Annotated in this window: 24 protein-coding genes and 1 tRNA gene; 7 read left to right on the top strand and 18 right to left on the bottom strand. The window is 68.4% G+C overall.

The genetic code is table 11. The features are described 5' to 3' along the window. Window positions 1-18: 18 nt before the first annotated feature. Window positions 19-600, bottom strand: coding sequence for an aminoacyl-tRNA hydrolase (gene pth, locus MAE01_RS11625; RefSeq protein ID WP_147039719.1), 582 nt, complete (start codon window positions 598-600; stop codon window positions 19-21). Window positions 601-691: 91 nt separating this feature from the next. After that, complete coding sequence (locus tag MAE01_RS11620) at window positions 692-1318, bottom strand: 50S ribosomal protein L25/general stress protein Ctc (protein WP_147039718.1); 627 nt, start codon at window positions 1316-1318, stop codon at window positions 692-694. A gap of 221 nt (window positions 1319-1539) precedes the next feature. On the opposite strand from MAE01_RS11620, the gene MAE01_RS16250 reads away from it, so the two are divergent. Beyond that, a complete protein-coding gene (locus tag MAE01_RS16250) occupies window positions 1540-1665 on the top strand; it encodes a hypothetical protein (RefSeq protein WP_267901866.1) in 126 nt (41 codons plus the stop codon). Between the two features lie 105 nt (window positions 1666-1770). Beyond that, window positions 1771-3219, top strand: a complete 1449-nt coding sequence (gene gnd / locus MAE01_RS11615; RefSeq protein WP_147039717.1) for an NADP-dependent phosphogluconate dehydrogenase — start codon at window positions 1771-1773, stop codon at window positions 3217-3219. A gap of 64 nt (window positions 3220-3283) precedes the next feature. On the opposite strand, the gene MAE01_RS11610 is transcribed toward gnd, so the two are convergent. The 7 genes from MAE01_RS11610 to MAE01_RS11580 all read right to left on the bottom strand — a co-directional run bounded on the left by MAE01_RS11610 (window position 3284) and on the right by MAE01_RS11580 (window position 10667). Further along, window positions 3284-4537: an FAD-binding oxidoreductase gene (locus tag MAE01_RS11610; RefSeq protein WP_147039716.1), complete on the bottom strand. Its 1254-nt coding sequence runs from the start codon at window positions 4535-4537 to the stop codon at window positions 3284-3286. 106 nt (window positions 4538-4643) lie between these two features. After that, entirely contained in the window at window positions 4644-5645 is a 1002-nt protein-coding gene (locus MAE01_RS11605; protein ID WP_147039715.1) for a zinc-dependent alcohol dehydrogenase, read from the bottom strand. 17 nt (window positions 5646-5662) lie between these two features. Continuing rightward, on the bottom strand, window positions 5663-6310 hold the full coding sequence (locus MAE01_RS11600; protein ID WP_147039714.1) for a bifunctional 4-hydroxy-2-oxoglutarate aldolase/2-dehydro-3-deoxy-phosphogluconate aldolase: 648 nt from the start codon (window positions 6308-6310) through the stop codon (window positions 5663-5665). Window positions 6311-6326: 16 nt separating this feature from the next. Continuing rightward, window positions 6327-7484, bottom strand: coding sequence for a galactonate dehydratase (gene dgoD / locus MAE01_RS11595; protein ID WP_186806223.1), 1158 nt, complete (start codon window positions 7482-7484; stop codon window positions 6327-6329). Window positions 7485-7487: 3 nt separating this feature from the next. Next, window positions 7488-8369, bottom strand: coding sequence for a carbohydrate ABC transporter permease (locus MAE01_RS11590; RefSeq protein ID WP_147039713.1), 882 nt, complete (start codon window positions 8367-8369; stop codon window positions 7488-7490). Beyond that, a complete protein-coding gene (locus MAE01_RS11585) occupies window positions 8366-9292 on the bottom strand; it encodes a carbohydrate ABC transporter permease (RefSeq protein ID WP_147039712.1) in 927 nt (308 codons plus the stop codon). Before MAE01_RS11585 ends, MAE01_RS11590 begins: the two co-directional genes overlap by 4 nt. Before the next feature lie 64 nt (window positions 9293-9356). After that, the gene (locus MAE01_RS11580) at window positions 9357-10667 is read right to left on the bottom strand and encodes an ABC transporter substrate-binding protein (RefSeq protein ID WP_147039711.1); all 1311 of its coding nucleotides are present in this window, start codon (window positions 10665-10667) and stop codon (window positions 9357-9359) included. Between the two features lie 135 nt (window positions 10668-10802). Here MAE01_RS11580 and MAE01_RS11575 point away from each other — a divergent pair, with 135 nt between their 5' ends. Then, complete coding sequence (locus MAE01_RS11575) at window positions 10803-11570, top strand: FadR/GntR family transcriptional regulator (protein ID WP_147039710.1); 768 nt, start codon at window positions 10803-10805, stop codon at window positions 11568-11570. A 24-nt stretch (window positions 11571-11594) separates the two neighbouring features. On the opposite strand, the gene MAE01_RS11570 is transcribed toward MAE01_RS11575, so the two are convergent. Both MAE01_RS11570 and MAE01_RS11565 read right to left on the bottom strand, forming a co-directional pair. Further along, window positions 11595-12287 carry an ABC transporter ATP-binding protein gene (locus MAE01_RS11570; protein WP_147039709.1) on the bottom strand — a complete coding sequence of 231 codons (693 nt, stop codon included), beginning with the start codon at window positions 12285-12287 and terminating at the stop codon, window positions 11595-11597. Window positions 12288-12322: 35 nt separating this feature from the next. Then, complete coding sequence (locus MAE01_RS11565; protein WP_147039708.1) at window positions 12323-13810, bottom strand: ABC transporter permease; 1488 nt, start codon at window positions 13808-13810, stop codon at window positions 12323-12325. A 161-nt stretch (window positions 13811-13971) separates the two neighbouring features. Here MAE01_RS11565 and MAE01_RS11560 point away from each other — a divergent pair, with 161 nt between their 5' ends. Together MAE01_RS11560 and MAE01_RS11555 are read left to right on the top strand one after the other, a co-directional pair. Continuing rightward, window positions 13972-14700 (top strand): response regulator transcription factor, encoded by a 729-nt coding sequence (locus tag MAE01_RS11560; RefSeq protein ID WP_147039707.1) that lies wholly within the window; start codon window positions 13972-13974, stop codon window positions 14698-14700. 11 nt (window positions 14701-14711) lie between these two features. Further along, on the top strand, window positions 14712-16199 hold the full coding sequence (locus tag MAE01_RS11555; protein ID WP_147039749.1) for a sensor histidine kinase: 1488 nt from the start codon (window positions 14712-14714) through the stop codon (window positions 16197-16199). A 159-nt stretch (window positions 16200-16358) separates the two neighbouring features. Here the strand turns inward: MAE01_RS11555 and MAE01_RS11550 are convergent, their stop codons facing one another. The 6 genes from MAE01_RS11550 to MAE01_RS11525 form a co-directional block, all read right to left on the bottom strand. Next, entirely contained in the window at window positions 16359-17909 is a 1551-nt protein-coding gene (locus MAE01_RS11550; protein ID WP_147039748.1) for an FAD-dependent oxidoreductase, read from the bottom strand. A gap of 22 nt (window positions 17910-17931) precedes the next feature. Beyond that, entirely contained in the window at window positions 17932-18789 is an 858-nt protein-coding gene (locus MAE01_RS11545) for an FAD:protein FMN transferase (RefSeq protein ID WP_147039706.1), read from the bottom strand. A 1-nt stretch (window position 18790) separates the two neighbouring features. Then, the gene (locus MAE01_RS11540) at window positions 18791-19243 is read right to left on the bottom strand and encodes an FMN-binding protein (RefSeq protein WP_147039705.1); all 453 of its coding nucleotides are present in this window, start codon (window positions 19241-19243) and stop codon (window positions 18791-18793) included. 41 nt (window positions 19244-19284) lie between these two features. Beyond that, window positions 19285-20319, bottom strand: a complete 1035-nt coding sequence (locus MAE01_RS11535) for a ribose-phosphate diphosphokinase (RefSeq protein ID WP_147039704.1) — start codon at window positions 20317-20319, stop codon at window positions 19285-19287. 9 nt (window positions 20320-20328) lie between these two features. Further along, window positions 20329-21762, bottom strand: coding sequence for a bifunctional UDP-N-acetylglucosamine diphosphorylase/glucosamine-1-phosphate N-acetyltransferase GlmU (glmU, locus tag MAE01_RS11530; RefSeq protein ID WP_147039703.1), 1434 nt, complete (start codon window positions 21760-21762; stop codon window positions 20329-20331). A 1-nt stretch (window position 21763) separates the two neighbouring features. Then, window positions 21764-21835, bottom strand: a tRNA-Gln gene (locus tag MAE01_RS11525). A 134-nt stretch (window positions 21836-21969) separates the two neighbouring features. Here MAE01_RS11525 and MAE01_RS11520 point away from each other — a divergent pair. Then, window positions 21970-22464 carry a MarR family winged helix-turn-helix transcriptional regulator gene (locus tag MAE01_RS11520; RefSeq protein ID WP_147039702.1) on the top strand — a complete coding sequence of 165 codons (495 nt, stop codon included), beginning with the start codon at window positions 21970-21972 and terminating at the stop codon, window positions 22462-22464. Window positions 22465-22483: 19 nt separating this feature from the next. Further along, window positions 22484-23410 (top strand): pseudouridine synthase, encoded by a 927-nt coding sequence (locus tag MAE01_RS11515; RefSeq protein ID WP_222591677.1) that lies wholly within the window; start codon window positions 22484-22486, stop codon window positions 23408-23410. On the opposite strand, the gene MAE01_RS11510 is transcribed toward MAE01_RS11515, so the two are convergent. Next, on the bottom strand, window positions 23411-25195 hold the full coding sequence (locus tag MAE01_RS11510; protein WP_147039700.1) for an ABC-F family ATP-binding cassette domain-containing protein: 1785 nt from the start codon (window positions 25193-25195) through the stop codon (window positions 23411-23413). Window positions 25196-25228 lie beyond the last annotated feature (33 nt).

Raw genomic sequence — 25228 nt, 5'->3', positions numbered from 1 at the left:
ATTGGTCGACGCGCCCGCTCAGCGCGGCGCGTGATGCTTCTGCTGTGCGGCGAGGAGCCCCTCGGCGACGAGGAGCTCGACGGCATCCGCGGCATCCGACACCAGCACAGGGAGGGTCTCCCGTTCGGTCTTGCCGAAGGGCGAGAGCACCCAGTCGGCCGGGTCCTGCCGCCCCGGCGGGCGGCCGATGCCGACGCGCACGCGTGGGAAGTCCGCAGTTCCGATGGCACGGGCGACGTCTCGCACGCCGTTGTGGCCGCCGTGTCCGCCGCCGGTCTTGAGCTTGAGAACGTCGAACGGAATGTCCAGTTCGTCGTGGATGATCACCGTGCGCTCCGGAGGCACGGAGTAGAAGCGCGCCAGCGCCGCCACCGGGGTGCCGGAGACGTTCATGAACGAGTTCGGCTTGGCGAGGACGATCTTGTCCGCGCCCGGCCGCAGCCAGGTCTCGACGACGCGTGCGCCGCCCTTGTGCTCACGGAAGGTCTCGCCGCGACGCCCGGCGAGCTCATCGACGACCATCTGGCCGACGTTGTGACGGGTCGTCTCGTACCGGGGGCCAGGATTTCCCAGCCCCACGATCAGCCAAGTGTCGGCCATGGGCTCTCATCTCTCGACGTCCGTTGGGACAGGTCAGGATACGACAGAGGGGACGCGATGCTCTCGCGTCCCCTCTGCAGAAAGCAGGTGATTACTCTGCAGCAGCCTCTTCGGCCGGAGCCTCGGCAGCCTCGCCCTCAGCGGCCTCGGCGCCTTCCTCGGGCTCAGCGGCGGCCTCTTCGGTCGGCACGTAGACCGCGACGATGAGGGTCTCGGGGTCGGCGAGAAGCGTTGCGCCCTTGGGCAGCTTCACGTCGGCGGCCGTGATGTGCTGGCCCTCTTCCAGGCCCTCGACGGAGACCTCGACGTGCTCCGGGATGTGCGTGGCCTCGACCTCGACGGTGATCGACGTCGCGTCGAGGTTGGCGACGGTGCCGGCGAACGGCTCGCCCGTGACGATGACGGGAACGTCGACCTGGATCTTCTCGCCCTTCTTCACGACGAGAAGGTCGATGTGCTCGATGATCTGGCGCACCGGGTCCTTCTGGACGTCCTTGACGAGTGCGAGCTGGTCCTTGCCGTCGATGTCGAGCTCGAGCAGCGCGTTGGCGCGGCGGATGATGAGCGAGACCTGGTGGCCGGGCAGTGCGACGTGCACGGGCTCGGTGCCGTGACCGTAGATGACGGCGGGGATCTTGCCGGCAGCGCGCAGGCGACGGGCGAAGCCCTTGCCGAACTGCTCGCGGACCTCGGCGTGGACCTTGGTGTCCTCAGACATTGATTCTCCTTCGGGGCACGCGGCGAACTGCTCGCCGCGTGGTGGTCTTGTGATCGGCTTCCCGACGCAGACGTGCGAAAGAGCCACGGGGCTGTATTCGCCGCGTCGATTACGGATGCCGCGCACGCGAAGCATCCCTCGCCGAGGAACTCCTCTATCGTACCCGATGACCAGATAGGCTGAAACACAGTCCTCGTCCCCCTCAGAAATCGGAGTCCGGCATGTTCGACGGCGCTTTCCTCTCGCACGCCATCTTCTGGCTGATCGGCGCCATGACCGTGTGCGCCACGGTCTTCACCATCGGTGCGCTCTTCTCGATGGGACGCACGGGCTACCGCAAGGACTGACCCCGAGGCGGCAATTCCCGGCATCCGGTCGCCCCGGTGCATCTCGCTGTCGTTCGCAGCGATACCCTGAAGGCCTTCCCCCACTTCACGATCGAGGAGCTGTCTGTGCCCGAAACATCAGCGAACATCGGAGTCGTCGGACTCGCTGTCATGGGTTCGAATCTCGCCCGCAACCTCGCCAGCCGCGAGGGCAACACGGTGGCGATCTTCAACCGGAGCTACGAGAAGACGCAGACGCTGCTCGATGAGCACCCCGAAGCGGAGTTCGTCCCGGCGTCGACTTACAAGGAGTTCGCTGCGAGCCTGCAGAAGCCGCGCACCGCGATCATCATGGTCAAGGCCGGCGCGGGAACGGATGCCGTGATCGACGAGCTCGTTCGGGTGTTCGAGCCCGGTGACATCATCGTCGACGGCGGCAATGCCTACTTCCCCGACACGATCCGCCGCGAGAAGGCCGTCCGCGAGACCGGCATCAACTTCGTCGGCGCCGGCATCTCCGGCGGTGAGGAGGGCGCTCTGCTGGGCCCCTCGATCATGCCGGGCGGCTCGGACGAGTCCTGGGTCACCCTCGGACCGATCCTGAAGTCCATCGCCGCTGTCGCCGAGGGCGAGCCGTGCGTGACGCACATCGGCCACGACGGCGCCGGCCACTTCGTGAAGATGGTCCACAACGGCATCGAGTACGCCGACATGCAGCTCATCGCCGAGGCCTACGACCTCATCCGCCGCGGCACGGGCAAGACCCCGGCCGAGATCGCCGACATCTTCGCCGAGTGGAACAAGGGCGAGCTGGAGTCGTACCTGATCGAGATCACCGCCGAGGTGCTCCGCCAGGTGGATGCCGAGACCGGCAAGCCCCTCGTCGACGTCATCCTCGACCAGGCCGGAGCCAAGGGCACCGGCGCGTGGACCGTGCAGACCGCCCTGTCGCTCGGCGTCCCGGTCTCCGGCATCGCCGAGGCCACCTTCGCCCGCTCGCTCTCCAGCCACCCGGAGCAGCGTGCCGTCGCCGCGGGCCTCCCCGGCCCTGACGACGCCTTCTCAGTCGACGATGTCGACGCGTTCATCGAGGACGTCCGCCTCGCCCTGTACGCCTCGAAGATCGTCGCCTACTCGCAGGGCTTCGACGAGATCCGCGCCGGTGCCGCCGAGTACGACTGGAACATCGACCTCGGCGCCGTGTCGAAGATCTGGCGCGCCGGATGCATCATCCGCGCCCAGTTCCTCAACCGCATCGCGGACGCCTACGCCGCCGAGGCCGACCTGCCCGTGCTGATGACCGCCCCGTACTTCGCAGAGGCCATCACCCGCGCCCAGGCCGCATGGCGCCGCGTCGTCGTCGCCGCCGCGAACGCCGGCATCCCCTCCCCCGCGTTCAGCTCGTCGCTGTCTTACTACGACGGCATCCGCGCCGACCGCCTGCCCGCCGCCCTCGTCCAGGGGCAGCGCGACTTCTTCGGAGCGCACACCTACAAGCGCGTCGACAAGGAGGGCACCTTCCACACGCTGTGGTCGGGTGACCGCACCGAGATCGAAGCCGTCGACACGCACTGACACCGACACTTCGACAGGCTCAGCGATCGGTCCCTGAGCCTGTCGAAGGGCGGCCCTCACTGCGTCAGACGGCGATGTTGTGGTTGCGGCGGAACACGTTCTGCGGATCCCACTTCGCCTTGATCGTCCGGAGCCGCTCGTGCGCCTGCGGAGTGAACATGCCGGGCACGGCATCCGGGCGCTCGGTGTCTGCGAAGTTGCCGTACTCGGCGAGCCTCCCCGCCTGCATGCGTTCCCAGTCCGCACGGATCGCCGCGCGGGCGGCGTCGTCGATCACGCCCGGGATGTCGAAACCGCCGGCCATGACGAACCAGTTCGCCTCGCGGGCGGGGAATGCCGCGCTCTCCTGCGGCACATCGCCGTAGGCGCCGCCGAGCGAACGCAGGAACACCACCGACGCCGGGTAGGCCTCTCGAAACGCGACGAGCCGGTCGATGAGGTCGTCGTCGAGCTCGGCGAACAGTCCGTTGCCGCCGATGAATCCGGGAGGCGCCTCCGCGCCCTCGGGCGGCTCGGGCATCTCCAGGAGGATGTCTCGGTACACCGGCGTCGTGTATTCGGCGACGACGCCGTCGAGGTCGGCCACCGGCGCCATGACCTGTCGCAGGCGCTCGGGGTCGGCGTCCGCCCAGACCGCGCTGATGCGTGCGCCGGCCGGAGCGCTCGGGTCCATCGGCGGCACGTCCATGTACGTCACGGTCAACTCGCGCGGAGCATCGTGCATCAGGTCGCGCATGGCGCGCATCACGCCGCCCGCGTCCTCGTCGATCACGTGCTCGCCGAATGCGATGCCGTTGATCGGATGCGCCCGGAAGTCGAAGCGCGTCACGATGCCGAAGTTGCCGCCGCCGCCGCGCAGCGCCCAGAACAGATCGGGGTTCTCGTCGGCGGAGACCTCGACGATGTCGCCGGTCGCGGTCACGACCTGCGCGCCGACCAGTTGGTCGGCCGCGAGGCCCCAGGACCGGACCATCCAGCCGATGCCTCCGCCGAGGGTGAGTCCGCCGACGCCGACGGATGCCGTGTCGCCGGAGCTGATCGCAAGTCCGTCGTCGGCGAGAGTCGCAGCGACATCACCCCAGACTGCGCCGCCTCCGATGTGCACGACGGCGTCGTCGCCGTCGAGTGCCAGGCCCTCGATCTCGATGTCGGAGAGGGCACCGAGTTCGATCCGCATTCCTGGTTCCCGGGCCTGCGACCAGGGGCCGTGTCCGCCGGCGACGACGGTGATGGTGAGGGATTCGCGCTGTGCGCGCCGAACGAGGTCGGCGACCTCGGCGGCGGTGGTGGGGCGGGTCGTGACGATGTCATCGCTCATGCGAAGAACGCTAAACCCCGCATCTGACATTCAGCCACGCCGTGAGAATTGCCTTGCCTGCTCAGAATGGCGCTGGCAGAGCCATTCTCACGCGGCAAGGCAATTCTCAGGGTCTGCGCCCGGGGACCACGACGGTCTTCAGCCCCTCGCCCCTTGTCGCGGCATCCAGCGCGTCGAAGAATCCTGTCAGCGGCACCCGCTTGGTGATCAGCGGCGTCAGGACGACGTCGCCCGACTCGATGAGCCGCATCGCGGCGCGCCACGACGTCGGCGTGGATGCGAAGCCGCTCGTCACGGTCAGCTCTTTGTAGAGCACCAGGTCGATCGGCAGGGTGACATCGCGGCCGAAGATCCCGACCTGGACGTATCTCGCTCCACGTCGCGCTGCCCGCAGGGCCGCGGCGGCCCCCGGTGCAGAGCCCGAGCACTCGATGACGATGTCGTAGAAGTCCTCTTCCGGCGGCTCGGTCGTGGTGCGGATGCCGAGACCCTCGGCCACCGCGAGCCGAGACGAATCCGCGGGGAGTCCGGCGAGGGTCACGAGCCCTCCCGATGCCTTCGCGACCTGGGCGGACAGCTGCCCCATCGCTCCCGGTCCCGTGACCAGCACGCGGTCTCCCGGCTGCACGACGGGCGGGTCGAGCAGACAGTGCGCGACGCATGCCAAGGGCTCGCTCAGGACTCCGTCCAGCTCGCCCGGCGTCGCCGGCATCCGGTGCAGGTTGCCCACCGGAACCAGCATCTGCGCCGCGAATCCGCCGTCGCGGAACGAGCCGATCGAGCGACGGTCGGCGCACAGGTTCCGGCGGCCGGCACGGCACAGGTCACACGTCTCGCACGCCGAGAAGTACGTCTCGACCGCGACCTTCGCGCCCACCCACCCGGCGTCCTCGGCCGATCCGACGGACGAGACGACGCCCAGCACCTCGTGCCCCATGACGACAGGGCGCTCGTGCGCGTACTCGTCATGCGCGATGTGCACGTCGGTGCCGCAGATGCCGGTCGCGAGGACGTCGACGACCGCCTGGCCCGAGCCCGCCTCGGGCACCTGGGCCGTACCGATCTCGATGCCCGCGACGCCGTCACCGGCCTTGATGACGGCGGGCATCGTCCGCGTCTCGGCCGTCATGACGTCGCCCGGACGGCATCACGGAACGCCGCGGCGCGCTCCGCCAGTGCGCGCAGATCTCCCCCGGGGCGAGCCGCATCGCCCACCAGCGGACCCCCGACCCCGAAGCCGAAGGCTCCCGCGTCGAGGAAGCCCGGGATCGTCTCGAGCCCGACGCCGCCGACCGGGATGATGCGGGCGCCCGGGAACGGATCGCGTACGGCGCGGATGAATCCCGGTCCGAGCGCGGATGCCGGGAACAGCTTGACCGCCGCTGCCCCTAGGTCGAGCCCGCGCTGGATCTCGGTGGGCGTGTAGACACCGGGGAGCACTCCGATCCCCTGCCCGATCGCGTACTCGACGGATGCCGTGAGCGTGGGCGTCACGATGAACTGCGCCCCGGCGTCCACCGCCCGGTCGACGTCCGCCGCGGTGAGGACGGTGCCCGCACCGATCAGAGCCTCTGCCGGGGCGTCCGCCGTGATCTGCGCGATCGCCTCTTCGGCATCCTGGAGTGTGAGCGTGATCTCGAGCGTCGTCACGCCGGCGCCGATTAGGGTGCGCGCGGCGGTCACCGTCGCGTCGACGTCGGTCCCGCGGAGGATCGCCACCAGCCGATCGGCGCCGACCCGCTCGCGCAGCTGCGCATCGTCCACTGTCGTCATCTGATCACCATCCCGCTCACCATTCGGCCATGGATCCGTCTGCGTGCCGCCAGACCGGATTCTGCCATCTCTCCCAGCGCGCCGAGGCCTCGCGCACCGCCTTCTCGTCGATCTCGATCCCGAGCCCCGGCCCTGTGAGCAGCGGGAAGCAGCCGTTCTCGAATGCCAGCGGGGCCTTGTCGACGACATAGTCGAGAACCTCGGCGCCGGCGTTGTAGTGGATGCCGATCGACTGCTCCTGGATGAGGTGATTCGGCGTCGCGAATGCGATCTGCAGGCATGCCGCGAGCGCGAGCGGGCCCAGCGGGCAGTGCGGGGCGAGCAGAGCGTCGAAGGTCTCGGCGAGCGAGGCGATCCGCCGCACCTCCGAGATCCCGCCTGCGTGCGAGAGGTCGGGCTGGACGATCGACACCCCCGCCTGCAGCGCAGGCAGGAACTCCTGCCTGCTGTACAGCCGCTCCCCCGCCGCGATCGGGATGGACGTGGCATCCGCCACCCGCCCTATCATGTGCGTGTTCTCGGGGACGACCGGTTCCTCGATGAAGAACGGATGCAGCGGCTCCAGCATCGGCGCGAGCCGGCGGGCGGTGGCCACGGTGAACCGTCCGTGCAGGTCGACCGCGACGTCGCGGTCGGGGCCGAGCACCTCGCGGGCGCTGGCGACCCGTGAGACGACGCCGTCGAGCTCGGCGACAGAGCCGTTGAGGTTCATGCGCCCCGAAGCGTTCATCTTCACGGCTGTCAGGCCGGTCTCGATCTGCGCAGAGATGTGGTCGGCGACCTCGGCGGGGTCGTCCCCGCCCACCCAGCCGTAGGCGCGGATGCGGTCGCGCACCGGCCCACCGAGCAGATCGTGCACCGGCACCCCAAGGCGCCTGCCCTTGAGATCCCACAGCGCCTGATCGATCCCCGACACGGCACTCGCGAGCACAGCGCCGCCGCGGTAGAACTGGCTCTTGGTGAGCACCTGCCAGTGGTCCTCGATCGGGCCTGGATCGCGTCCGACCAGATATGCGGAGAACTGATCGACGGCGGCGCGGACGACATCGGCGTACCCCTCGAGCGACGCCTCGCCCCAGCCGACGAGACCGTCGTCGGTCTCGATCCGCACGAACAGCCAGCGCGGCGCGACGGGGAAGGATTCGACTCGGGTGATCAGCGATCGTACGGTCAACGCTCAGCCCTTCGTCGCGCCGGCGGTGAGACCCGAGACGATGTAGCGCTGCGTGAACAGCGCGATCAGCATGATCGGGGTCGTCACGACGACGGATGCCGCCATAAGCGCACCCCAGTCGATCGAGGCATATCCGATGAAGTCGAAGATCGCCACCGGAAGGGTCTTGGTGGCGGCGCTGGAGAGCACGAGCGCGAACATGAAGTTGTTCCACGAGAAGATGAACGACAGGATCGTGGCCGTCGCGATGCCGGGCACCGACAGCGGCAGCGTGATCCGGAAGAACGCCCCGATCGCGGTCAGGCCGTCCACTTGCGCGGACTCCTCCAGTTCTTCGGGCATCTGGTCGAAGAACGACATCATGATGTACAGGATCAGCGGCAGCGAGACGAACATGTGCGAGAGCACCAGCGGAAGGTATCCGCCGGTCATCTTCAGCTGGGCGAAGATGAAATACCACGGCACCAGCAGGCTCACACCGGGGATGATGCGGGCCAGCAGCACCACCATCGCGGACTTGTTCATGATGAACCGGCTCATCGCGTACGCGGCGGGTACCGCGAGTACGAGCGAGAGGGCGGTCGCCATGAACGCGACGAAGAACGAGTTCCAGATGTAGACGAGGTAGTTCCCGCGGCGCGGGTCGAACACCGTGCCGTAGTTGGTCAGCGTCGGATCGAAGATGAACGCCTTGCTGGCGTCGTGGATCTGCACGTTGTGCTTGAAGCTGGCCAGCACCATCCAGACGATCGGTCCGAGGAAGGCGAGCACGATCAGCGCGAGCCCGACGAACCGGCCGACCGTTCCCCAGCGGATCTTCCGCCTGCGGCGGGTCACGGGCGCGGGCTTCGGCGCGACGGTCGCGCGGGTGTCGAGGGCGGTCATGAGTCCTTGCCCTTTCTCTGCATCTGCAGGACCCAGATCACGGCGAGGATGATCAGGAAGAAGAGGATCAGCACGGCCGAGGCGAGGCCGTACTCGTTGTAGTCGAAGCTCAGGCCGTAGGCGTAGACGTTCAGCGTCTCGACGTCGTGGAACGCGCCGCCGCCCTTGCCCTTGGTCGCGTAGAGGATGTCGAACGTCTTCAGCGCGTCGATGCCGCGCAGGAGCACGGCGGCGATGATCACGGGGCGCATCAGCGGCACAGTGATGTACCAGAAGCGCTGCCATCCGTTCGCTCCGTCGACCCGTGCGGCCTCCTGCGGCTCCTCGGAGAGGCTGGTGAGGCCCGCCAGCAGGATCAGGGCCACCATGGGCGTCCACTGCCAGATGTCGACGAAGGTCAGCGTCGCCAGCGACGTGGACGGGTCTGCCAGCCAGGGCTGGGGCGGGATGCCGACCCAGGACAGCATCTCGTTGACGAAGCCGATGTTCGGCTCGAAAAGCAGCCGCCACATCATTCCGACGGCGACCGGCGTCGCCACGAGCGGAAGCAGCACGATCGTGCGGACGATGCCCTGGCCGCGGAACGGCTTCCACAGCAACAGGGCGATCACCATCCCGAGGATGAGTTCGAACGTGAGCGCGCCGCCGGTGAACGCGAAGGTGCGCCACACCGACGGCCAGAACCGCTCGGTGTCGGTGAGCACTTCGACGTAGTTCTCGACGCCGTTGAAGCCGAAGTCCCGCCGCACTGACCGCCTGGCATCTGTGAAGCTCAGGAACAACGTCCACGCGAGAGGGATGACCAGCAGCAGTGCGGTGAAGGCGATGGACGGCGCGGCGAACAGCCACTTGCGGTGCCGGTCGGCCCAGCGGCTGAAGCGCTCGCGCGTGCTGAGCTCGTCGGGGGTCTTGAGTGCAGTCATGTGTTCTTCCCTCGAGAGGGGTCGCCGCCGCCGTGGGGACGGAGCGGCGGCGACCCGAAGGCGATTACTCGGAGTCCTCGAGGAGGAACTCGTCGAAGGCCGCGTTCGCTTCATCGATGGCGGCATCCACGTCTCCGCCGGCGATCGCGACCACGATCGGGTCGCCGACGATCTCGCGCGCCTTGGCGACGTCGATCACGAGCGGGCGGTCCTTGCCGACGCCGTTCTCGCCGTTGACCTTGATGGCCTCGACGAGCTCGGTCGGGAAGTCGGCGATGGCGGCGTCGTCCTCCCACGCGGAGGTGCGTGCACCGGTGACGCCGAGCTTGGTCATCTCGATGGTCTGCGCCTTGGAGGTCGCCCACTTGATGAACGCCCATGCCGCGGACTGGTTCTCGCTGGTCTCGTTGACGGCGAGTGCCCACGCGGCGACGTTGTACGGCTTCGCGCCGTCGGCACCGGCGGGGAAGGCCGCGAAGCCCACCTGATCGGAGACCGTGGACTGCTCGGGGTCGATCATGTTCTTGTAGAGGCTGTCTGCATCTGCGATGAAGGCGGCCTTGCCCTGCTGGAAGACCGCGAAGGCCTCTGCCCAGCTCATCTCCGGGTTGATGGTCGCATCCGTGTGGTTGCGGATGAGGTCGCCGTAGTACGTGTACGCCTCGCGCGCCTCGTCGCTGCCGATCACGGAGGTGCCGTCCTCGCCGATGAAGTCCCCGCCCGAGCTGAACAGGAAGGCGCTGAACTGCGTGACCGCGGCGGACTTGCCGGTGCGGCCGATGTAGCCGGCGACGTCGGGGTTCTGCTCGTGGATGGTCGCGGCTGCGGCTTCCAGCTCCTCGAGCGTCGTGGGGACCTCGAGGCCGGCCTGCTCGAGCAGGTCCTTGCGGTAGTAGAGCACCGTGCGCTCGGTGATGATCGGCACGCCGACGACCTCGTCCTCGTACGTGGTCAGGGCGGCGGGGCCGTCCTGGAAGTCGTCCCAGTCGAACTCCTCGTCGTTCTCGACCAGTTCGGTGAGATCGGAGAGGTAGCCGTTGCTGGCGAACAGCTTGTTCTCCTGCAGCGGGCGGTACATCAGGACGTCGATCTCGTCGGTTCCCGCGTTGAGCTTGACGTTGTACTGGTCGGAGAGCTGGTCCTCGGCGAGCTGCGAGATCTCGACCTTGGCGCCGGTCTCCTCCTCGAACTCCGGGATCATCTCCTTGATCGTCTCGGTCCAGACGTGGTTCGCGAGGGTGACGCGGATCGTCGTGCCCTCGATGCCCTCATCCGGGTCGATCTCCGATCCTGCGCTGCAGCTGACCAGCGCACCGGCGACTACAGCTGTGGTTGCCGCCGCGAGGAAGCGGGCGGTCTTGGATCCGTACTTCACTGTGACTCCATCCTGAGCGTCGCGTCATCGCGAGGTCTCCTGGCGCAGATGCTGCGTTACATCTGCTCAGTGGCCAAGATAGCCATGACAAGTCATACTTTTCAACCCGTGATACCTAAAAGATAAGATCAAGCCATGGCCACCCCTTCGGGCATCGATGTCGATCCCGCCCGCACCCCCGCGCGTGATCTGCGCGATCTCGTGCTCGACACCCTCGGGCGCGAGATCTGCGCCGGCATCATCGCGGTGGGGATGACCTTCACGACGGAGTCGATCGAGAGTCGTTTCCATGTGTCTCGCCCCGTCGTCCGCGAGGCGCTGCGCGCGCTCGAGGCGCTGGGCCTCATCGAGGCGAAGCGACGGGTCGGCGTCCGCGTGATGCCGGCGACCCGCTGGAACGCCTACGACCTGCAGGTGATCCGCTGGCGGCTGGCGGGCCCCAGCCGTGTGGCGCAGCTGCGCTCGCTCACCGAGCTGCGCGGGGCGATCGAGCCGGCAGCTGCCAGGCTCGCCGCGATCCGGGTGCCGCTGAACGAAGCCGGGGAACTGGTCGGGCTCGCCGGCCGCCTGTGGGCTGCCGGCAAGCAGGGCGACGCGGCGGAGTTCCTGCGACTGGACCTGCAGTTCCATCAGATGATCCTGCGCCTCAGCGGTAACGAGATGTTCGAGCAGCTCCACCACCTCGTCGAGGAAGTGCTGCGCGGCCGTGCGCAGTACAACCTGATGCCGAAGTATCCGGCCACCGAGGCGCTGCAGTGGCACGTCGACATCGCGACGGCGATCCAGACCGGCAACGCCGAGAAGGCGTCGCAGTCGATGGTCGCCATCACGGAGCGGGCGCTCACCGAGATGAGCACGATCTGGGACAGAGACGGGGACGCCCCGATCAGCGAGGAACGCTGACCGGGGCAACCGAGGTGTGCAGCCTCAGGCGGTGATGTCGGTCACCACTCCCTTCGCGAGGCGCAGCCGCCGTGATGCGCGTCGGGCGACGGCAGAGTCGTGCGTCACCACGATCAGCGTCAGCCCCTCGGCGCACAGCCTCTCCAGCAGGACGAGGATCTCGTCGCGCATGCTCTCGTCGAGGTTGCCGGTCGGCTCGTCCGCGAGCAGCACCTTCGGCCGCTTCACGATCGCGCGGGCTATCGCGACGCGCTGCTGCTGACCGCCGGAGAGCTCGGAGGGCAGGTGGCCGCCGCGGTCGGCGAGCCCGACGTGCGCGAGGGCCTCATCAACCCGGCCCTGTCGCTCGGCCCTGTCGAGGCGGGTCGTCTCCAGCGCCATGTCGACGTTCTCCGCGGCCGTGAGCGTCGGGATCAGGTTGAACCCCTGGAAGACGAACCCGATCTCCTCCGCGCGCAGGCGGGTCAGCTCGGCGTCGGACGCTGTCGCCAGCTCAGTGCCTCCCAGCGTGAGCGATCCGCCGGTCGGACGGTCCAGCGCACCGAGCAGCTGCAGCAGCGTCGACTTGCCGCCGCCGGTAGGGCCCTGGATCGTGACGAACTCGCCGGGCGCGATCTCGACGTCGATCCCGGTCAGGGCGCGGACGACGCGGTCCTTCTGGGTATAGGTGCGGGTGACGCCCGACAGCCGGTAGACCGGCTCTGCAGTGGTGGTCATGTTCTCTTCTCTCGCCTGTGTCGTCTCGCTGCTCATCAGGCCACCGACCGCAGGGCCTCGGCCGGGCTCAGGCGTGCAGCGCGCCATCCGCCGAACATGCCGGCGAGCAGGCCGCCGAGCACGGCGATGCCCACCGCGACGAGGATCACCACCGGTGTGAACGGCGCGCTCAGCACGATGTCGCTCGCCGCGGCCGCGGTGTCGAACATCCCGCCGCCGGTCGGGCCACCGCCCGGGCCGCCCGCTCCGCCGGGCATCCCGCCGTCCATCGACGGCGACGCGGATGCCGATGCCGAGATCGTGGGGTGCACGACGTTGATCACGACGATGCCGATGATGCCGAGCACCAGGCCGCCGATGCCGCCGATGAGGCCCTGGACCATGGACTCGCCAGCCACCTGGCGAACGACCCGGCTATTCGACCAGCCGATCGCCTTCAGGGTGCCGAACTCGCGAGTGCGTCGCGAGACGCCGGAGATCGTGAACAGCACCGCCATGAGCAGAGCGACGGCGAGCACGATGACCGACAGCCAGGTGCCGAGGTTCGTGATCATCGAGGTCGCGCTGGTCAGCGAGCCCGAGACGGTGGAGGCGAGATCGGACTGCGAGCTGACCGTGGCATCCGGCAGCGCGGTTTCGAGGTCGGACTGGAGCGCGTCGATGCCCGACGCGGATTCAGCCTGCACGTAGACGGTCGAGATAACGTCGTCGACGCCGGCGAGAGTCTGCGCGGTCTGCAGCGGCAGATACACGTCCGACGCGGTGTCGGCGGAGTCGGAGGTGGATGCCACGACGCCGACGACCTCGACGTCGGAGCCGGCGACGTCGATCACGTCGCCCACGGCGATCTCGGCCGTCACCGCGTAGGAGCCGTCGACGAGCGCGACGAGGGCGTCAGCGTCATCGGAATCGAAGCCGCGTCCGTCGGAGACTTCCACGGACGCGAGTGGTCCGATGGCCGAGCCCGCCGCATCGATGCCGAGCACGCTGAAGGAGTCGAGCCCGAATGCGCTGCCGCCGGCGCCGTCTGCTCCGCCCTGCGGCGGTTGCCCACCACCGGACATTCCTCCCTCTGCCGACTGCTGGTCGCCGCCGAGACCACCGGTGGGCAGTTCGCCGGAGAATGTCGTGTTCGTGAGGCTGAGGGCTGCCGTCGCTGCGCTGACGCCGGGGGTCGCGAGAACATCGTCGAGCACGCTCGAGTCGAGCGTCGCCCGCATCATCTCGGTCATCAGCTGCGACGAGCTCAGAGTCGTCGTGTCGTCACCGGCCTCACCGGCATCCGCGCCGAATTCGAACCGTGGGCCGCCGCCCTCTCCCGGCTCGGCCATCGCTCCCGTCACGGTCAGATCCGTGCCCACCCCGTAGACCGACTCGAGGGCCTGCGCCTGCGCGTCGCGCACTCCCGCGGTGAGCGCGTTGACGATGATCACCAGTGCGATCGCCACCGCGAGTCCGACGGCGACGATCACCGTCTGCTTCTTGCGTCCGGCGAGCTCTCGCCGGAGATATCTTGCGTACATCTCTCTCCTTCGGTCGGGACGATCCGCGACTCGACTCGACGCTATGGAGAGCGGATATGGACATCAGATGACGAAGTGATGAGATTCCTATCGGCGGGACTCACAGGGCACGCATAGCGCACTCCATAGAAATCACATAGACGATTCCACAGAATGGAGGCATGACCTCCGACCAGCCCGAACTGCGCCATCCCGATGGATCCGCGCTCCGCATCCTCGCCGTCGACGATGAGCAGATGCTCACCGACCTGCTCGCGATGGCGCTTCGCATGGAGGGCTGGGAGGTGCGCACGGCATCCTCTGGTCTCGAAGCGCTGCAGGTCGCGCGCGACTTCGAGCCCGACGCCCTCGTGCTCGACATCATGATGCCCGACCTCGACGGGATGAGCGTGCTGCGGCGCCTCCGCGAGTCCGGCAATCTCGTCCCCGTGCTGTTCCTCACCGCGAAGGATGCCGTCGGCGACCGCGTCGCGGGACTCACCGCCGGCGGCGATGACTACGTCACCAAGCCGTTCAGCCTGGAGGAGGTCATCGCACGCCTGCGCGCGATCATCCGCCGCACCGGCGTCGCGACGGCCGACGACGGCCAGTCGATCCTGCGCGTCGGCGATCTCACCCTCAACGAGGACAGCCACGAGGTCGAGCGCGACGGCACCGAGATCGAGCTGACCGCGACCGAGTTCGAGCTGCTGCGCTACCTGATGCGCAACGAGCGCCGCGTGCTGTCGAAGGCGCAGATCCTCGATCGGGTGTGGAGCTACGACTTCGGCGGCAAGTCGTCGGTCGTGGAGCTGTACATCTCGTACCTGCGCAAGAAGATCGACGCGGGCCGCACTCCCCTGCTGCACACCGTCCGCGGCGTCGGATACATGATCAAGGCGCCGCAGTGATCGAGAAGAGGATGCACCGACCGCACACCCTGCAGACGCGGCTGATGACCGCCGTCATCGGGTTCGTGTCGCTCATCCTCATCATCGTCGCCGTGATCACCAGCGCGACGCTCGGGCAGGCGCTGGAGGGTCGGCTGCAGGATCAGCTGCGCTCGGTCTCGGCCCAGACATCCGTGCTGGTCAAGCAGGCGCAGTACCTGACGGTCACCGGCCGACCCCTCACGGCCCAGACCGTCCTCGCCGGCCAGCACTACCCCGGTCTGCTGCTGGCCATCGCGACCGAGGGCGGCACCAGCGGGGCCATCGTGACGCCGGATGGCACGACGGCCCTCACCGCCGACGAGCTTCGCACGCTGAGCGAGGCCGTCCAGCACGCTCCGAACACCGCAGTGACCCTCGACAAGCTCGGCTCGTTCCAGGTCACAGTGCAGGAGAGCGACGGCGTCGGGATCGTCACCGGCCTTCCACGAGACGAGATCCAGAGCACGATGGCGCAGCTGCTGACTGTGATCACGCTCGCGACGCTCGGCGGTCTCATCCTGCTCGCGCTCACGACGGCGGTCACGATCAGATTGAGTCTGCGCCCGCTGCGTGCGGTGGCGGGGACCGCGACGCGCGTCGCCAACCAGCCCCTCGATCGGGGTGAAGTGGAGATCACCGAACGCGTGCCGGAGTCGGAGGCGGATCCGCGCACCGAGACCGGGATCGTGGGGGCATCGCTGAACAAGCTGCTCGACCACGTCAACGACTCGCTCGCCGCGCGTCAGCGCAACGAGGAGCTGATGCGGAAGTTCGTCGCGGACGCCAGTCATGAGCTGCGCACGCCGCTGGCATCCATCCGCGGATACTCGGAGCTGTCGCTGCGCTCCCTTCGGCAGGCTCAGGGCTCGGGGGCGGGAGCGGACGCCGCCGGCACCGAGACCGCGCTGGAGCGCATCCAGGCGCAGTCGCTGCGGATGACCCGGCTGGTGGAGGATCTGCTCCTGCTGGCACGGCTCGATGAGGGCCAGGAGCTCGTGCACGGGACCGTCGATCTCACGCAGCTCGCCCTCGAGGGGGTCTCGGATGCTCGGCCGACAGCGCCGGATCACGAATGGGCCATCGATGTACCCGAGGAGCCGGTCGTGATGCTCGGCGATGCCGGACGGCTGCATCAGGTCGTCGCGAACCTGCTCGCCAACGCGCGCACGCACACGCCCGCCGGAACCCGGATCACGTTGCGGGTCTCCCGCGAAGAAGAGGAGGCCGTCATCCGCGTGCACGATGACGGCCCCGGCATCGACCCCGCCGTGCGCGACGAGCTGTTCGCGCGCTTCGCCCGCGGCGACAGCTCGCGCGCACGTCAGACCGGCGGCACGGGCCTCGGCCTCGCGATCGCGAAGGCCATCGTCGAAGGCCACCACGGGACGATCTCGGTGCAGTCGGAGCCGGGCGACACGACGTTCACGGTCCGGTTCCCGATCACGCCGGTGCCCACCGCCGCACCGTCGCCCCCCTGAAGAGATCCGGCCGTTCCAAGCGTGTCTCAGTTGTGGTGAGCGGCTGCAGCTCCAACCCACAACTGGGACACGCTGTCCGGGCGTGTCTCAGTCGCGGCGGGTACCGGCGGTCCGCAGCAGCCACAAGTGAGACATGCCGTGCGCGCCCGAGCGGCCCCGTCAGTACCCGGCGAACGCGTCGGTGGTGACCGAGTGTGCCTTCTGCAGAGCAGGGGCGAGATCGGCGATCAGGCGTGGCGGCCCTGAGATGAACGTGTGACGCGCGGCGATGTCCGGAACCACGCGCTCGAGACCCGCGGCGTCGAGGCGGACGCCCTGCGCCCACGTCCAGTGCGCGGGCAGGTTCTCGGGCCGGTCGCGGCAGAACACGATCGTCGGCACGCCGGTCGCCTCCAGCTCGGTGCGGAAGGCGAGTTCCGACGCCTCGGATGCCACATACACGAGCACGACGTCGCGCTTTACGCCGTCGGCCTGCAGCTGACGCAGCTGCGACACGAAGGGCGTGACGCCGATTCCGGCGGCGACCATGAGCACAGGCGCCTCGCCCTTCGGCAGCAGGAAGTCGCCCCAGGTCCCGGTGACGGCGAGCACGGTTCCCGGCTCGGCGGCCGCGAGGGCCCGCTTGTACGACGACGGATGCTTCTGATCGCCGTTCTTGTACGCGATCCGCAGCGTCGGCAGATCAGCCGGCGCCGAGACGATGCTGAACTCGCGGCGCGTCCCTCGCGCATCGGGCCGGTGATGCGGGACATCGAGCTCGAGGTACTGCCCCGGTCGGAATCTCAGCTTGCCCCTGGCCCTGAACGTCAGTTCCTGTGCGGTCGGGGTGATGAACTCGCGCTTCTCGAGCGTGAGACGTACCGATCCGCGGAGCGCGAACGTGAGAGCGAGGAGGTTGCCGATCAGCAGCGCCCGCTCCTGGCCCAGCGTGAAGAGGTCGCCGATCATTATCGGCCAGCCCGCGAGCACACCGACGACACCGGCGACCCAGAACTGCTGCCAGCGGCGCGGCGGGCTGGTCAGCGGCTCCGAGACCATGAACACCCCGAGGAACAGGAACGGCGACTGCAGTACCGCGAATGAGAGCGCCGTCGGCAGCGCGAACTCGATGTCGAACTGCTGCGACTGCACTGCCTGACGCACCACCGAGGTCCCGACGGCGATCAACAGGAAGACCAGCACGACGCGCACCTTCTCGGTGCGCCACAGCACGGCAAGGCCCAGCACGGCGACCGGGATCGCCATCGCGGCTGTCCCGACCCACCAGGATGCCGATGTCCCGAGCCACTCGAAAGCGCCGAACGCACCTGCGATCGACACGACCGCGGCGCCGAACGCCGCCGGGTTGAAGATATGCCGCCCGCGCCATGCGATGAGGTACTTCGAGATGCTCGCAATGGCGCCGGCGAGTGCCAGTCCGATCAGAGCAGGGCCGTCCACGCCTGGCCGCATCACGAACAGGAGGATCAGGGCGGTGACCAACGACGACTCCACGCGCCACGGCAGATGCAGCAGCCGCTGTGCCGCAGCATCCACCGCCGAGATCACCACGGCGAGCACCACGAACGACACCACGAGCTCGAGCGGCGAAGGACCGACGAGACCGAACAGAGAAAGGATCAGCGCGATGCCGGCGAGGATGGCCAGGCTCGACAGGGCCAGGCGGTACATCGACACGGCGCCGAGGACGGCGAGCACCCGCTGGCGCATGGAGGTGAATGAGGTCACGACATCAACTCTTCCCTATGAACAGCTCCACTGGCGCGTCCGGCGACCGTTCCGCGATGCCGTTCGTGCTCATCCGCACCCACTCGACTCCCCACCGCTCTGCCAGTGCCGGACCGCCGTCGAAGAACAGGGCCGTGGCGACGGCATCCGCGTGCATCGCATCGGGGGCGAACGCCCATGTGGCCGCCCAGGTGCGCACAGGGATGCCGGTACGGGCGTCAAGCACGTGATGGAGGCCGTCGCCCCACGCGCGCCGGTTCGTCGCAGACGCGCACAGCGCCTGATCGCGCACGTTGGCGTTGCCGATCGCCTTGGTCGTGTCGAAGGGATGCTCCAGGCCGACGCGCGTCTCGCCGCGCACGGCCATGTCGCCGCCGGCATCCACGACGAGGGCGCCGGCGACATCGTCGAGCGCTGCGGCCACCAGGTCGACGAGCCGTCCCTTACCGAGGGCTCCGATGTCGATGAGCGCGGCGGATGCCAGGCTCATTCGGTCCGCGTCCCAGGTGAGGACCTCCGGCCAGTCCTGCGGCGCCCCGACCGGGTCGCCGGCGCTGAGCGAGTACGAGGCGTCGTAGCCGAGCGCGCTCAGGCTCGCACCGACCAGCGGGTTCACGGCACCGGCGGTCGCCGCGGAGAGCTCGCGATACGCGTCGAGCATGGCGACCGCATTCGCCGGCGTCGTGACCGTGCCGCCCGACTGCGCGAGGCGGCTCACGACCGAATCGTCGCGGAACCGCGACCAGGTCGCATCGAACTCGGCGACCACCGCTTCGACACGTGCGCGGCGCTGAGGCTCGAGCGGCTCGACGGTCTCGATCTCCCAGCGCGTGCCGATCGCATCGAACCGCCACGTCGACATGTCAGGCCGCGGCCTGGTCCTTGATGTCCTCGACGGCGGCGTTGAATCCGCCACTGGTGAGCGAGGAGCCGGCGACGCGACTGACGTCGAGCTCGTCGATCGGCCGGCCTTCGACCTCTTCGGCGATGCCGGCGATGAACTGGCCCTGGTACTGCTCGGTCTCGCGGGCCTGCGGGTCGCCGGTCACCTCGACGTCGGTCACGACGCCGTCCTCGAGGGTGAGGGTGACCGAGATCTGCTCGACGGTCTCGGGCGTCTGGTAAGAGCCCTCGGCAGTGTAGGTGCCATCGGTGTACGAGCCGGCGCCGGAGCCGGAGTCGGCGGACGTGCCGGAATCCGCCAGCGGGTCCTCGGCGTCGGCGGCGCCGGAGCATCCGGCGAGCACGAGCATTCCCGCGATGCCGGCGACGGCGGCACCCTTGCGAACAGACGGTGAGACGGCCTGACTGATCATGGGATCGAGCCTAAGAGCCACCGCTATGCGCGGGCTGTGTCTCAGGCGTCGCCACCGAACATGCTCGTCACGGACCCGTCCTCGAATACCTCGTGGATCGCCCTGGCCAGCAGCGGAGCGATGGGGAGGACCGTCAGGTTCTCCCACCGGCGCGACTGCGTGAGCGGGATGGTGTCGGTGACGACGACCTCGTCGATCGAGGCATCCTGCAGGCGCTCGCTGGCGGGATCGCTGAAGATCGCGTGCGTTGCGGCGACGATGACGCGGCGTGCACCGTTGGCCTTCAGCGCCTGCGCGGCCTTGACGATCGTGCCGCCGGTGTCGATCATGTCGTCGACGAGCAGGCAGGTGCGGCCCTCGACCGCGCCGACGATCTCGTGGACGGACACCTGGTTGGCGACCTTGGGGTCGCGGCGCTTGTGGATGATCGCGAGCGGGGCGCTCAGGCTGTCGGACCACGTGTCCGCCACGCGCACACGACCCATGTCGGGAGAGACGATCGTGAGGGTCTCGCGGTCTTCCTCGGTGAGGTTCGCGCGGAAGTGCTCGAGCAGCACGGGCTTCGCGAACAGGTGGTCGACCGGACCGTCGAAGAAGCCCTGGATCTGCGCGGCGTGCAGGTCGACGCTCATGACGCGGTCGGCACCGGCGGTCTTGAGCAGGTCGGCGACCAGGCGGGCGCTGATCGGCTCGCGGCCGCGGCCCTTCTTGTCCTGGCGCGAGTACGGGTAGTAAGGGGCGACGACCGTGATGCGCTTGGCGGATGCGCGCTTGGCCGCGTCGATCATGATGAGCGTCTCCATGAGCCACTCGTTGACCGGTTCGCCGAAGGTCTGGATCAGGAAGAGGTCGCAGCCGCGGATCGACACCTCGAACCGGGAGTAGATCTCGCCGGAGGCGAAGGTGCGGTGCTCGACGGGGACCATCTGCGTGCCGAGGACCTCGGCGACCGCATGGGTCAGCTCAGGATGAGAGCGGCCACCCGCGACGACGAGGCGCTTCTTCGTCTTCGCGATGAGGCCGGGGGCCACACCGTTGTCCCGATCCAGTGCAACGGTCTTCTTCTTCTGGCCCATGACCCGCCTTTACTTTTCGGTTCTGCTGGCCCGGCTCGCCGCCTCAGCGGCTCCCGTACCGGCCCGATTCTTCTCGACCCACCCCTCGACATTGCGCTGAGGGGCGACACTCAAGGCCAGAGCACCCGCGGGAACGTCCTTGCGGACGACCGCTCCCGCTCCGGTCTTCGCACCGTCTCCAATCCTAACCGGCGCGACGAAGACGTTGTGCGAGCCCGTGTGCACCTCATCGCCGATCTCGGTGCGGTGCTTGACGATGTCGTCGTAGTTCGCGGTGATGGCGCCGGCGCCGAGATTGACGCGCTCGCCGATCGTGGTGTCGCCGATGTATGAGAGGTGGGGAACCTTGCTGCCGGCGCCGATCTGCGAGTTCTTCGTCTCGACGAAGGTGCCGATCTTGCCCTTCTCGCCGAGCACAGTGCCGGGCCGGATGTACGCGAACGGTCCGACGGTGGCGCCCGCGCCGATGACGGCGAGGGTCGCGTCGGAGCGGCGGATGACGGCATTCTCACCGACCTCGCAGTCGAGGAGCGACGTGTCGGGGCCGATCACGGCGCCGGACTCGACGACCGTGGCCCCCGCGATGTAGGTGTTCGGCATGAGTGTCACGTCGGGGGCGAGCTTCGCGTCGTCGTCGATCCAGGTGGTCGCCGGGTCGACGACGGTGACGCCTTCTCGCTGCCAGCGCCGGACGATGCGGTCGTTGAGCACGCGACCGGCCTCGGCGAGCTGAACGCGGTCGTTCACGCCGAAGGTCGCGGCGGTGTCGGCGGCGATCTCGGCGGCGACCGTCTCCTGCGCCTCGCGCAGCAGGCCGATCACGTCGGTCAGATACAGCTCGCCCTGAGCATTGTCCTGGTCGATCTTGGTGAGGAAGGTGCGCAGGGATGCCGCGCGGAAGACGTAGACGCCCGAGTTGATCTCGTTGACCGCAGCCTCGTCGGCGGTGGCATCCTTCTGCTCGACGATGCGCGCGACCGTGCCGCTGTCGTCGCGGATGACGCGGCCGTACCCGCTCGGGTCATCGAGCAGCGCGCTGAGGACGGTGGCGGATGCCGCGGCGGACCGGTGCGCGTCGACGAGCGCCTGCAGCGTGCCGGCCTCGAGCAGCGGGACGTCGCCGGAGAGCACCAGCACGTCGCCGCTGAAGTCAGCGGGCAGCGCGTCGATCGCGACCTGGACCGCGCGCCCCGTGCCCGGGATGTCGTCCTGGTCGACGATCACGGCATCCGGATAGCTCTGGCTGAGGACCTCGACGACGCGATCGCGCTCGTGACGCACGACGACCTCGATGTGCTCCGCGCCGAGATGGGATGCCGTGGTGAGCACGTGCCCGACGAGCGGGCGCCCCGCGATCGGATGCAGCACCTTGGGAAGGCGTGACTTCATGCGGGTGCCCTGTCCTGCTGCGAGGACGATGATGGCGAGTCTGTTCTCCGTCATGCTCCGCCGCCAGGACTCGAACCTGGACCTAACAGCTCCAAAGGCTGTCGTGCTGCCATTACACCACGGCGGACCACAGCCCGCGGGCTGCCAGACAAGTCTGCCATGACCGGCCGGTGTGTCCCTGCGGGATCGATTCGGTCGGTGATGGGGCACTCGGAACGGACGCTTTCCATCCCGCGTCCGTCCGCATCGGATAATGGAGGGATGAACGAGGCAGACGAGGTCGACAGGATCGTCGGCGCATGGAACACCCAGCGTCCCGATCTGGACTTCTCCCCCCTCGAGGTCCTCTCCCGAATGGACCGGCTCTCCCGCCATCTCGACCGTGCCCGACGCGACGTGTTCCGTCGCAGCGACATCGAGCCCTGGGAGTGGGATGTGCTCTCGGCGCTGCGTCGCGCGGGCGCTCCGTTCCAGCTCTCCCCCAAGCAGTTGCTGCAGCAGACCTTGGTCTCGAGCGGCACGATGACCAATCGCATCGACCGCCTCGTCGGACGCCGCTTCGTGCGGCGGGAGGCCGACCCCGGCGACCGGCGCAGCGTGCTGGTCACGCTCACCGACGATGGCCGCATCCGCGTGGATGCCGCCATCACCCGCCTCGTCGATGTCGAAGCCGAGCTGCTCAAGGCGCTGTCCCGCTCCGACCGGGATCGAATGGCGTCCCTGCTGCGCAAGCTCAGCCTGAGCTTCGACTCGTGATGGCGGCATCCTGATGGCGATGCGCTCGCCCCTCCCCATCCGCGACGGCGTCGGCGCCACTCGTCTGCATGTTCCGCTCTCGGGCCCGTGGCCGACCGTGAGCGCGTACATGGTCGAACGCTTCTTCCATCTCGACCCCGAGCACCTGCGGGAGCGCTTCGACCGCGGCGAGATCGTGGCCTTCGACGGATCCGCCCTGACGCGCGACACCGCTCTAGGCGCCGAGGAGTTCGTCTGGTACTACCGCGAACCACCCGTCGAGGTCGACATCCCGTTCGACGTGGAGATCCTCCACCAGGACGACGATCTCCTCGTCGTCGACAAGCCGCACTTCCTCCCCACGACACCTGCCGGCAAGTACTTGCAGAACTCCGCCCTCGTGCGCCTGCGGCGAGAGCTCGACAACCCCGACCTCGCGCCGGTGCACCGGCTCGACCGTGCGACAGCGGGTCTGCTGATGTTCTCGACTCGCCCGCAGACCCGCGGCGCCTACCAGATGCTCTTCCAGGCTCGTGCGATCGAGAAGGTCTACGAGGCCGTCTCCGCCCGGCCAGAGGGGTGGGAGGACCGGTTCCCGCTGACCGTGCGACTGCACATCGAGAAGCTGCGCGCCCAGGTGTGCGTCGACGTCGACCTCGCGCGCGAGCCGAACTCGGAGACGCTCATCGAGCTGATCGACGCCGACGAGCGCGTCATTCACACCCTGCTACGACCGCACACGGGCAAGATGCACCAGCTGCGCGTGCACCTCGCTTCGATCGGGGCCGGCATCCTGCACGACAATCTCTACCCGATCCTCACGGACGAGAAGCCGGACGACCACGAGCGACCCCTGCAGCTGCTGGCCAGGGAACTCCGGTTCGTCGACCCGCTGTCAGGTCAGCAGCGCGAGTTCGTCACGCGCCGCACGCTGCGCTACGCGCCCGGGCGAGCGGATCGGTTCTGATCAGTCGAGCTGCTCGCTGAGCTCCAGCCAGCGCATCTCGTTCTCCTCGACCTCGGTCTCCAGAGCGCTGATCGCCTTCATCTTCTCGGCGAGGCCTTCGTAGTCGGACTGGTCATGCTCGACGAGCGCGTGCTTGGACCTGTCGATCTGCTGCGTGAGCTTCTGGATCTTCCGCTCGAGTGCGGCGACCTCTTTCTGCGCGGCGCGCAGCGCCGCTCCGTCGAGCCGCGGAGTCGCTGCCGCTGCGGATGCGGCCGCGGGCGCGTTCTGCTCGGCGGACCGCAGGCGCAGGTACTCATCGACCCCGCCGGGCAGATGCCGCAGGTGTCCGCCCATCACGGCGTACTGCTGGTCGGTGACGCGCTCGAGGAAGTACCGGTCGTGGGAGACCACCAGCAGCGTTCCCGGCCATGAGTCCAGCAGGTCCTCGATCGCGGCGAGCATGTCGGTGTCGAGATCGTTGGTCGGCTCGTCGAGGATGAGCACGTTCGGCTGGTCGAGCAGCACGAGCAGCAGCTGCAGGCGCCGCTGCTGACCGCCCGAGAGATCCTTCACCGGCGTGGAGAGCTGTGCCGACGAGAAGCCGAGCCGCTCGAGCAGCTGGCCGGGCGTGAGCGCCTGCGCCTTGGAGCCGTTGCCGAACGTGTACTCGGTGCGAAGGCTCGAGATGACCACCCGCACCGGATCGTTCCACACGTCGGTGAGTTCGTCGAGCCGCTGGGTGAGCGTACGCACCTGAACGGTCTTGCCGCGCTTGACTCGCCCGCTGGTCGGCTCGATCGCGCCTGACACCAGTCCGAGCAGCGTGGACTTGCCGGCGCCGTTCACACCGAGGATGCCGGTGCGCTCCCCCGGCGCGATCCGCCACTCGACGTCACGGAGGACCTCGCGGTCACCGTAGGTCACTCCAGCATCGAGCAGATCGACGACGTCCTTGCCGAGCCGCGAGACCGCCAGCGATTGCAGCGAGACCTTGTCGCGGATCTCGGGGACATCCTCGATCAGGACGTTCGCCGCATCGATGCGGAACTTCGGCTTGCTCGTACGCGCGGGAGCTCCTCGGCGCAGCCAGGCCAGCTCCTTGCGAGCGAGGTTCTGGCGCTTCGCCTCGGTGGCGGCGGCCATCCGGTCACGCTCCACGCGCTGCAGGATGTACGCGGCGTACCCGCCCTCGAAGGGCTCGACGATCCGGTCGTGGACCTCCCAGGTCTCGGTGCACACCTCGTCGAGGAACCAGCGGTCGTGGGTGACGACGAGGAATGCGCCGGCGTTCGCTGCCCAGCGCTTCTTCAGGTGTCCCGCGAGCCAGGTGATCGCCTCGACGTCGAGGTGGTTCGTCGGCTCGTCGAGCGCGATGATGTCCCAGTCCTCCACCAGCAGCGCGGCCAGCGCCACTCGGCGACGCTGTCCGCCGCTGAGGCCCGCGACCGGAGCATCCCACGCCAGATCCGCGAGCAGACCCTGGATGACGTCCCGCACCCGTGCGTCGCCCGCCCACTCGTACTCGGGAACGTCCCCGACGACCGACTGCGCGATCGTGAGGGCGTCGTCGAGCGTGTCCGCCTGGTCGAGCACGCCCACGCGGGTCCCGGCGCGCATGGTGACGCGTCCGCCGTCCGGTTCCTTGCGGCCGGCGAGCATCGCGAGCAGCGAGCTCTTGCCGTCGCCGTTCCGGCCGACGATGCCGATCCGGTCGCCCTCCTCGATGCCGAGCGTGATGGAGTCGAAGACGACCTTGGTCGGGTATTCCAGGTGGAGGCCCTCGGCCCCGAGAAGATGTGCCATGTCCTTACCAGGCTACGGCAGACGCCGCCCCCG

This window comes from Microbacterium aerolatum, assembly GCF_007988825.1.
GTDB classification, from domain to species: Bacteria; Actinomycetota; Actinomycetes; order Actinomycetales; family Microbacteriaceae; genus Microbacterium; species Microbacterium aerolatum.
The sequence above is the reverse complement of the archived record's forward strand: the minus strand, read 5'-3'. Positions and strand labels throughout refer to the sequence as shown.

Coding starts and splice junctions, on each gene's coding strand:
- pth (WP_147039719.1), bottom strand. CDS start 600: ATGGCCGACACTTGGCTGATCGTGGGGCTGGGAAATCCTGGCCCCCGG.
- MAE01_RS11620 (WP_147039718.1), bottom strand. CDS start 1,318: ATGTCTGAGGACACCAAGGTCCACGCCGAGGTCCGCGAGCAGTTCGGC.
- MAE01_RS16250 (WP_267901866.1), top strand. CDS start 1,540: ATGTTCGACGGCGCTTTCCTCTCGCACGCCATCTTCTGGCTGATCGGC.
- MAE01_RS11610 (WP_147039716.1), bottom strand. CDS start 4,537: ATGAGCGATGACATCGTCACGACCCGCCCCACCACCGCCGCCGAGGTC.
- MAE01_RS11605 (WP_147039715.1), bottom strand. CDS start 5,645: ATGCCCGCCGTCATCAAGGCCGGTGACGGCGTCGCGGGCATCGAGATC.
- MAE01_RS11600 (WP_147039714.1), bottom strand. CDS start 6,310: ATGACGACAGTGGACGATGCGCAGCTGCGCGAGCGGGTCGGCGCCGAT.
- MAE01_RS11590 (WP_147039713.1), bottom strand. CDS start 8,369: ATGACCGCCCTCGACACCCGCGCGACCGTCGCGCCGAAGCCCGCGCCC.
- MAE01_RS11585 (WP_147039712.1), bottom strand. CDS start 9,292: ATGACTGCACTCAAGACCCCCGACGAGCTCAGCACGCGCGAGCGCTTC.
- MAE01_RS11575 (WP_147039710.1), top strand. CDS start 10,803: ATGGCCACCCCTTCGGGCATCGATGTCGATCCCGCCCGCACCCCCGCG.
- MAE01_RS11570 (WP_147039709.1), bottom strand. CDS start 12,287: ATGACCACCACTGCAGAGCCGGTCTACCGGCTGTCGGGCGTCACCCGC.
- MAE01_RS11565 (WP_147039708.1), bottom strand. CDS start 13,810: ATGTACGCAAGATATCTCCGGCGAGAGCTCGCCGGACGCAAGAAGCAG.
- MAE01_RS11560 (WP_147039707.1), top strand. CDS start 13,972: ATGACCTCCGACCAGCCCGAACTGCGCCATCCCGATGGATCCGCGCTC.
- MAE01_RS11555 (WP_147039749.1), top strand. CDS start 14,712: ATGCACCGACCGCACACCCTGCAGACGCGGCTGATGACCGCCGTCATC.
- MAE01_RS11550 (WP_147039748.1), bottom strand. CDS start 17,909: ATGCGCCAGCGGGTGCTCGCCGTCCTCGGCGCCGTGTCGATGTACCGC.
- MAE01_RS11545 (WP_147039706.1), bottom strand. CDS start 18,789: ATGTCGACGTGGCGGTTCGATGCGATCGGCACGCGCTGGGAGATCGAG.
- MAE01_RS11540 (WP_147039705.1), bottom strand. CDS start 19,243: ATGATCAGTCAGGCCGTCTCACCGTCTGTTCGCAAGGGTGCCGCCGTC.
- MAE01_RS11535 (WP_147039704.1), bottom strand. CDS start 20,319: ATGGGCCAGAAGAAGAAGACCGTTGCACTGGATCGGGACAACGGTGTG.
- glmU (WP_147039703.1), bottom strand. CDS start 21,762: ATGACGGAGAACAGACTCGCCATCATCGTCCTCGCAGCAGGACAGGGC.
- MAE01_RS11520 (WP_147039702.1), top strand. CDS start 21,970: ATGAACGAGGCAGACGAGGTCGACAGGATCGTCGGCGCATGGAACACC.
- MAE01_RS11515 (WP_222591677.1), top strand. CDS start 22,484: ATGCGCTCGCCCCTCCCCATCCGCGACGGCGTCGGCGCCACTCGTCTG.
- MAE01_RS11510 (WP_147039700.1), bottom strand. CDS start 25,195: ATGGCACATCTTCTCGGGGCCGAGGGCCTCCACCTGGAATACCCGACC.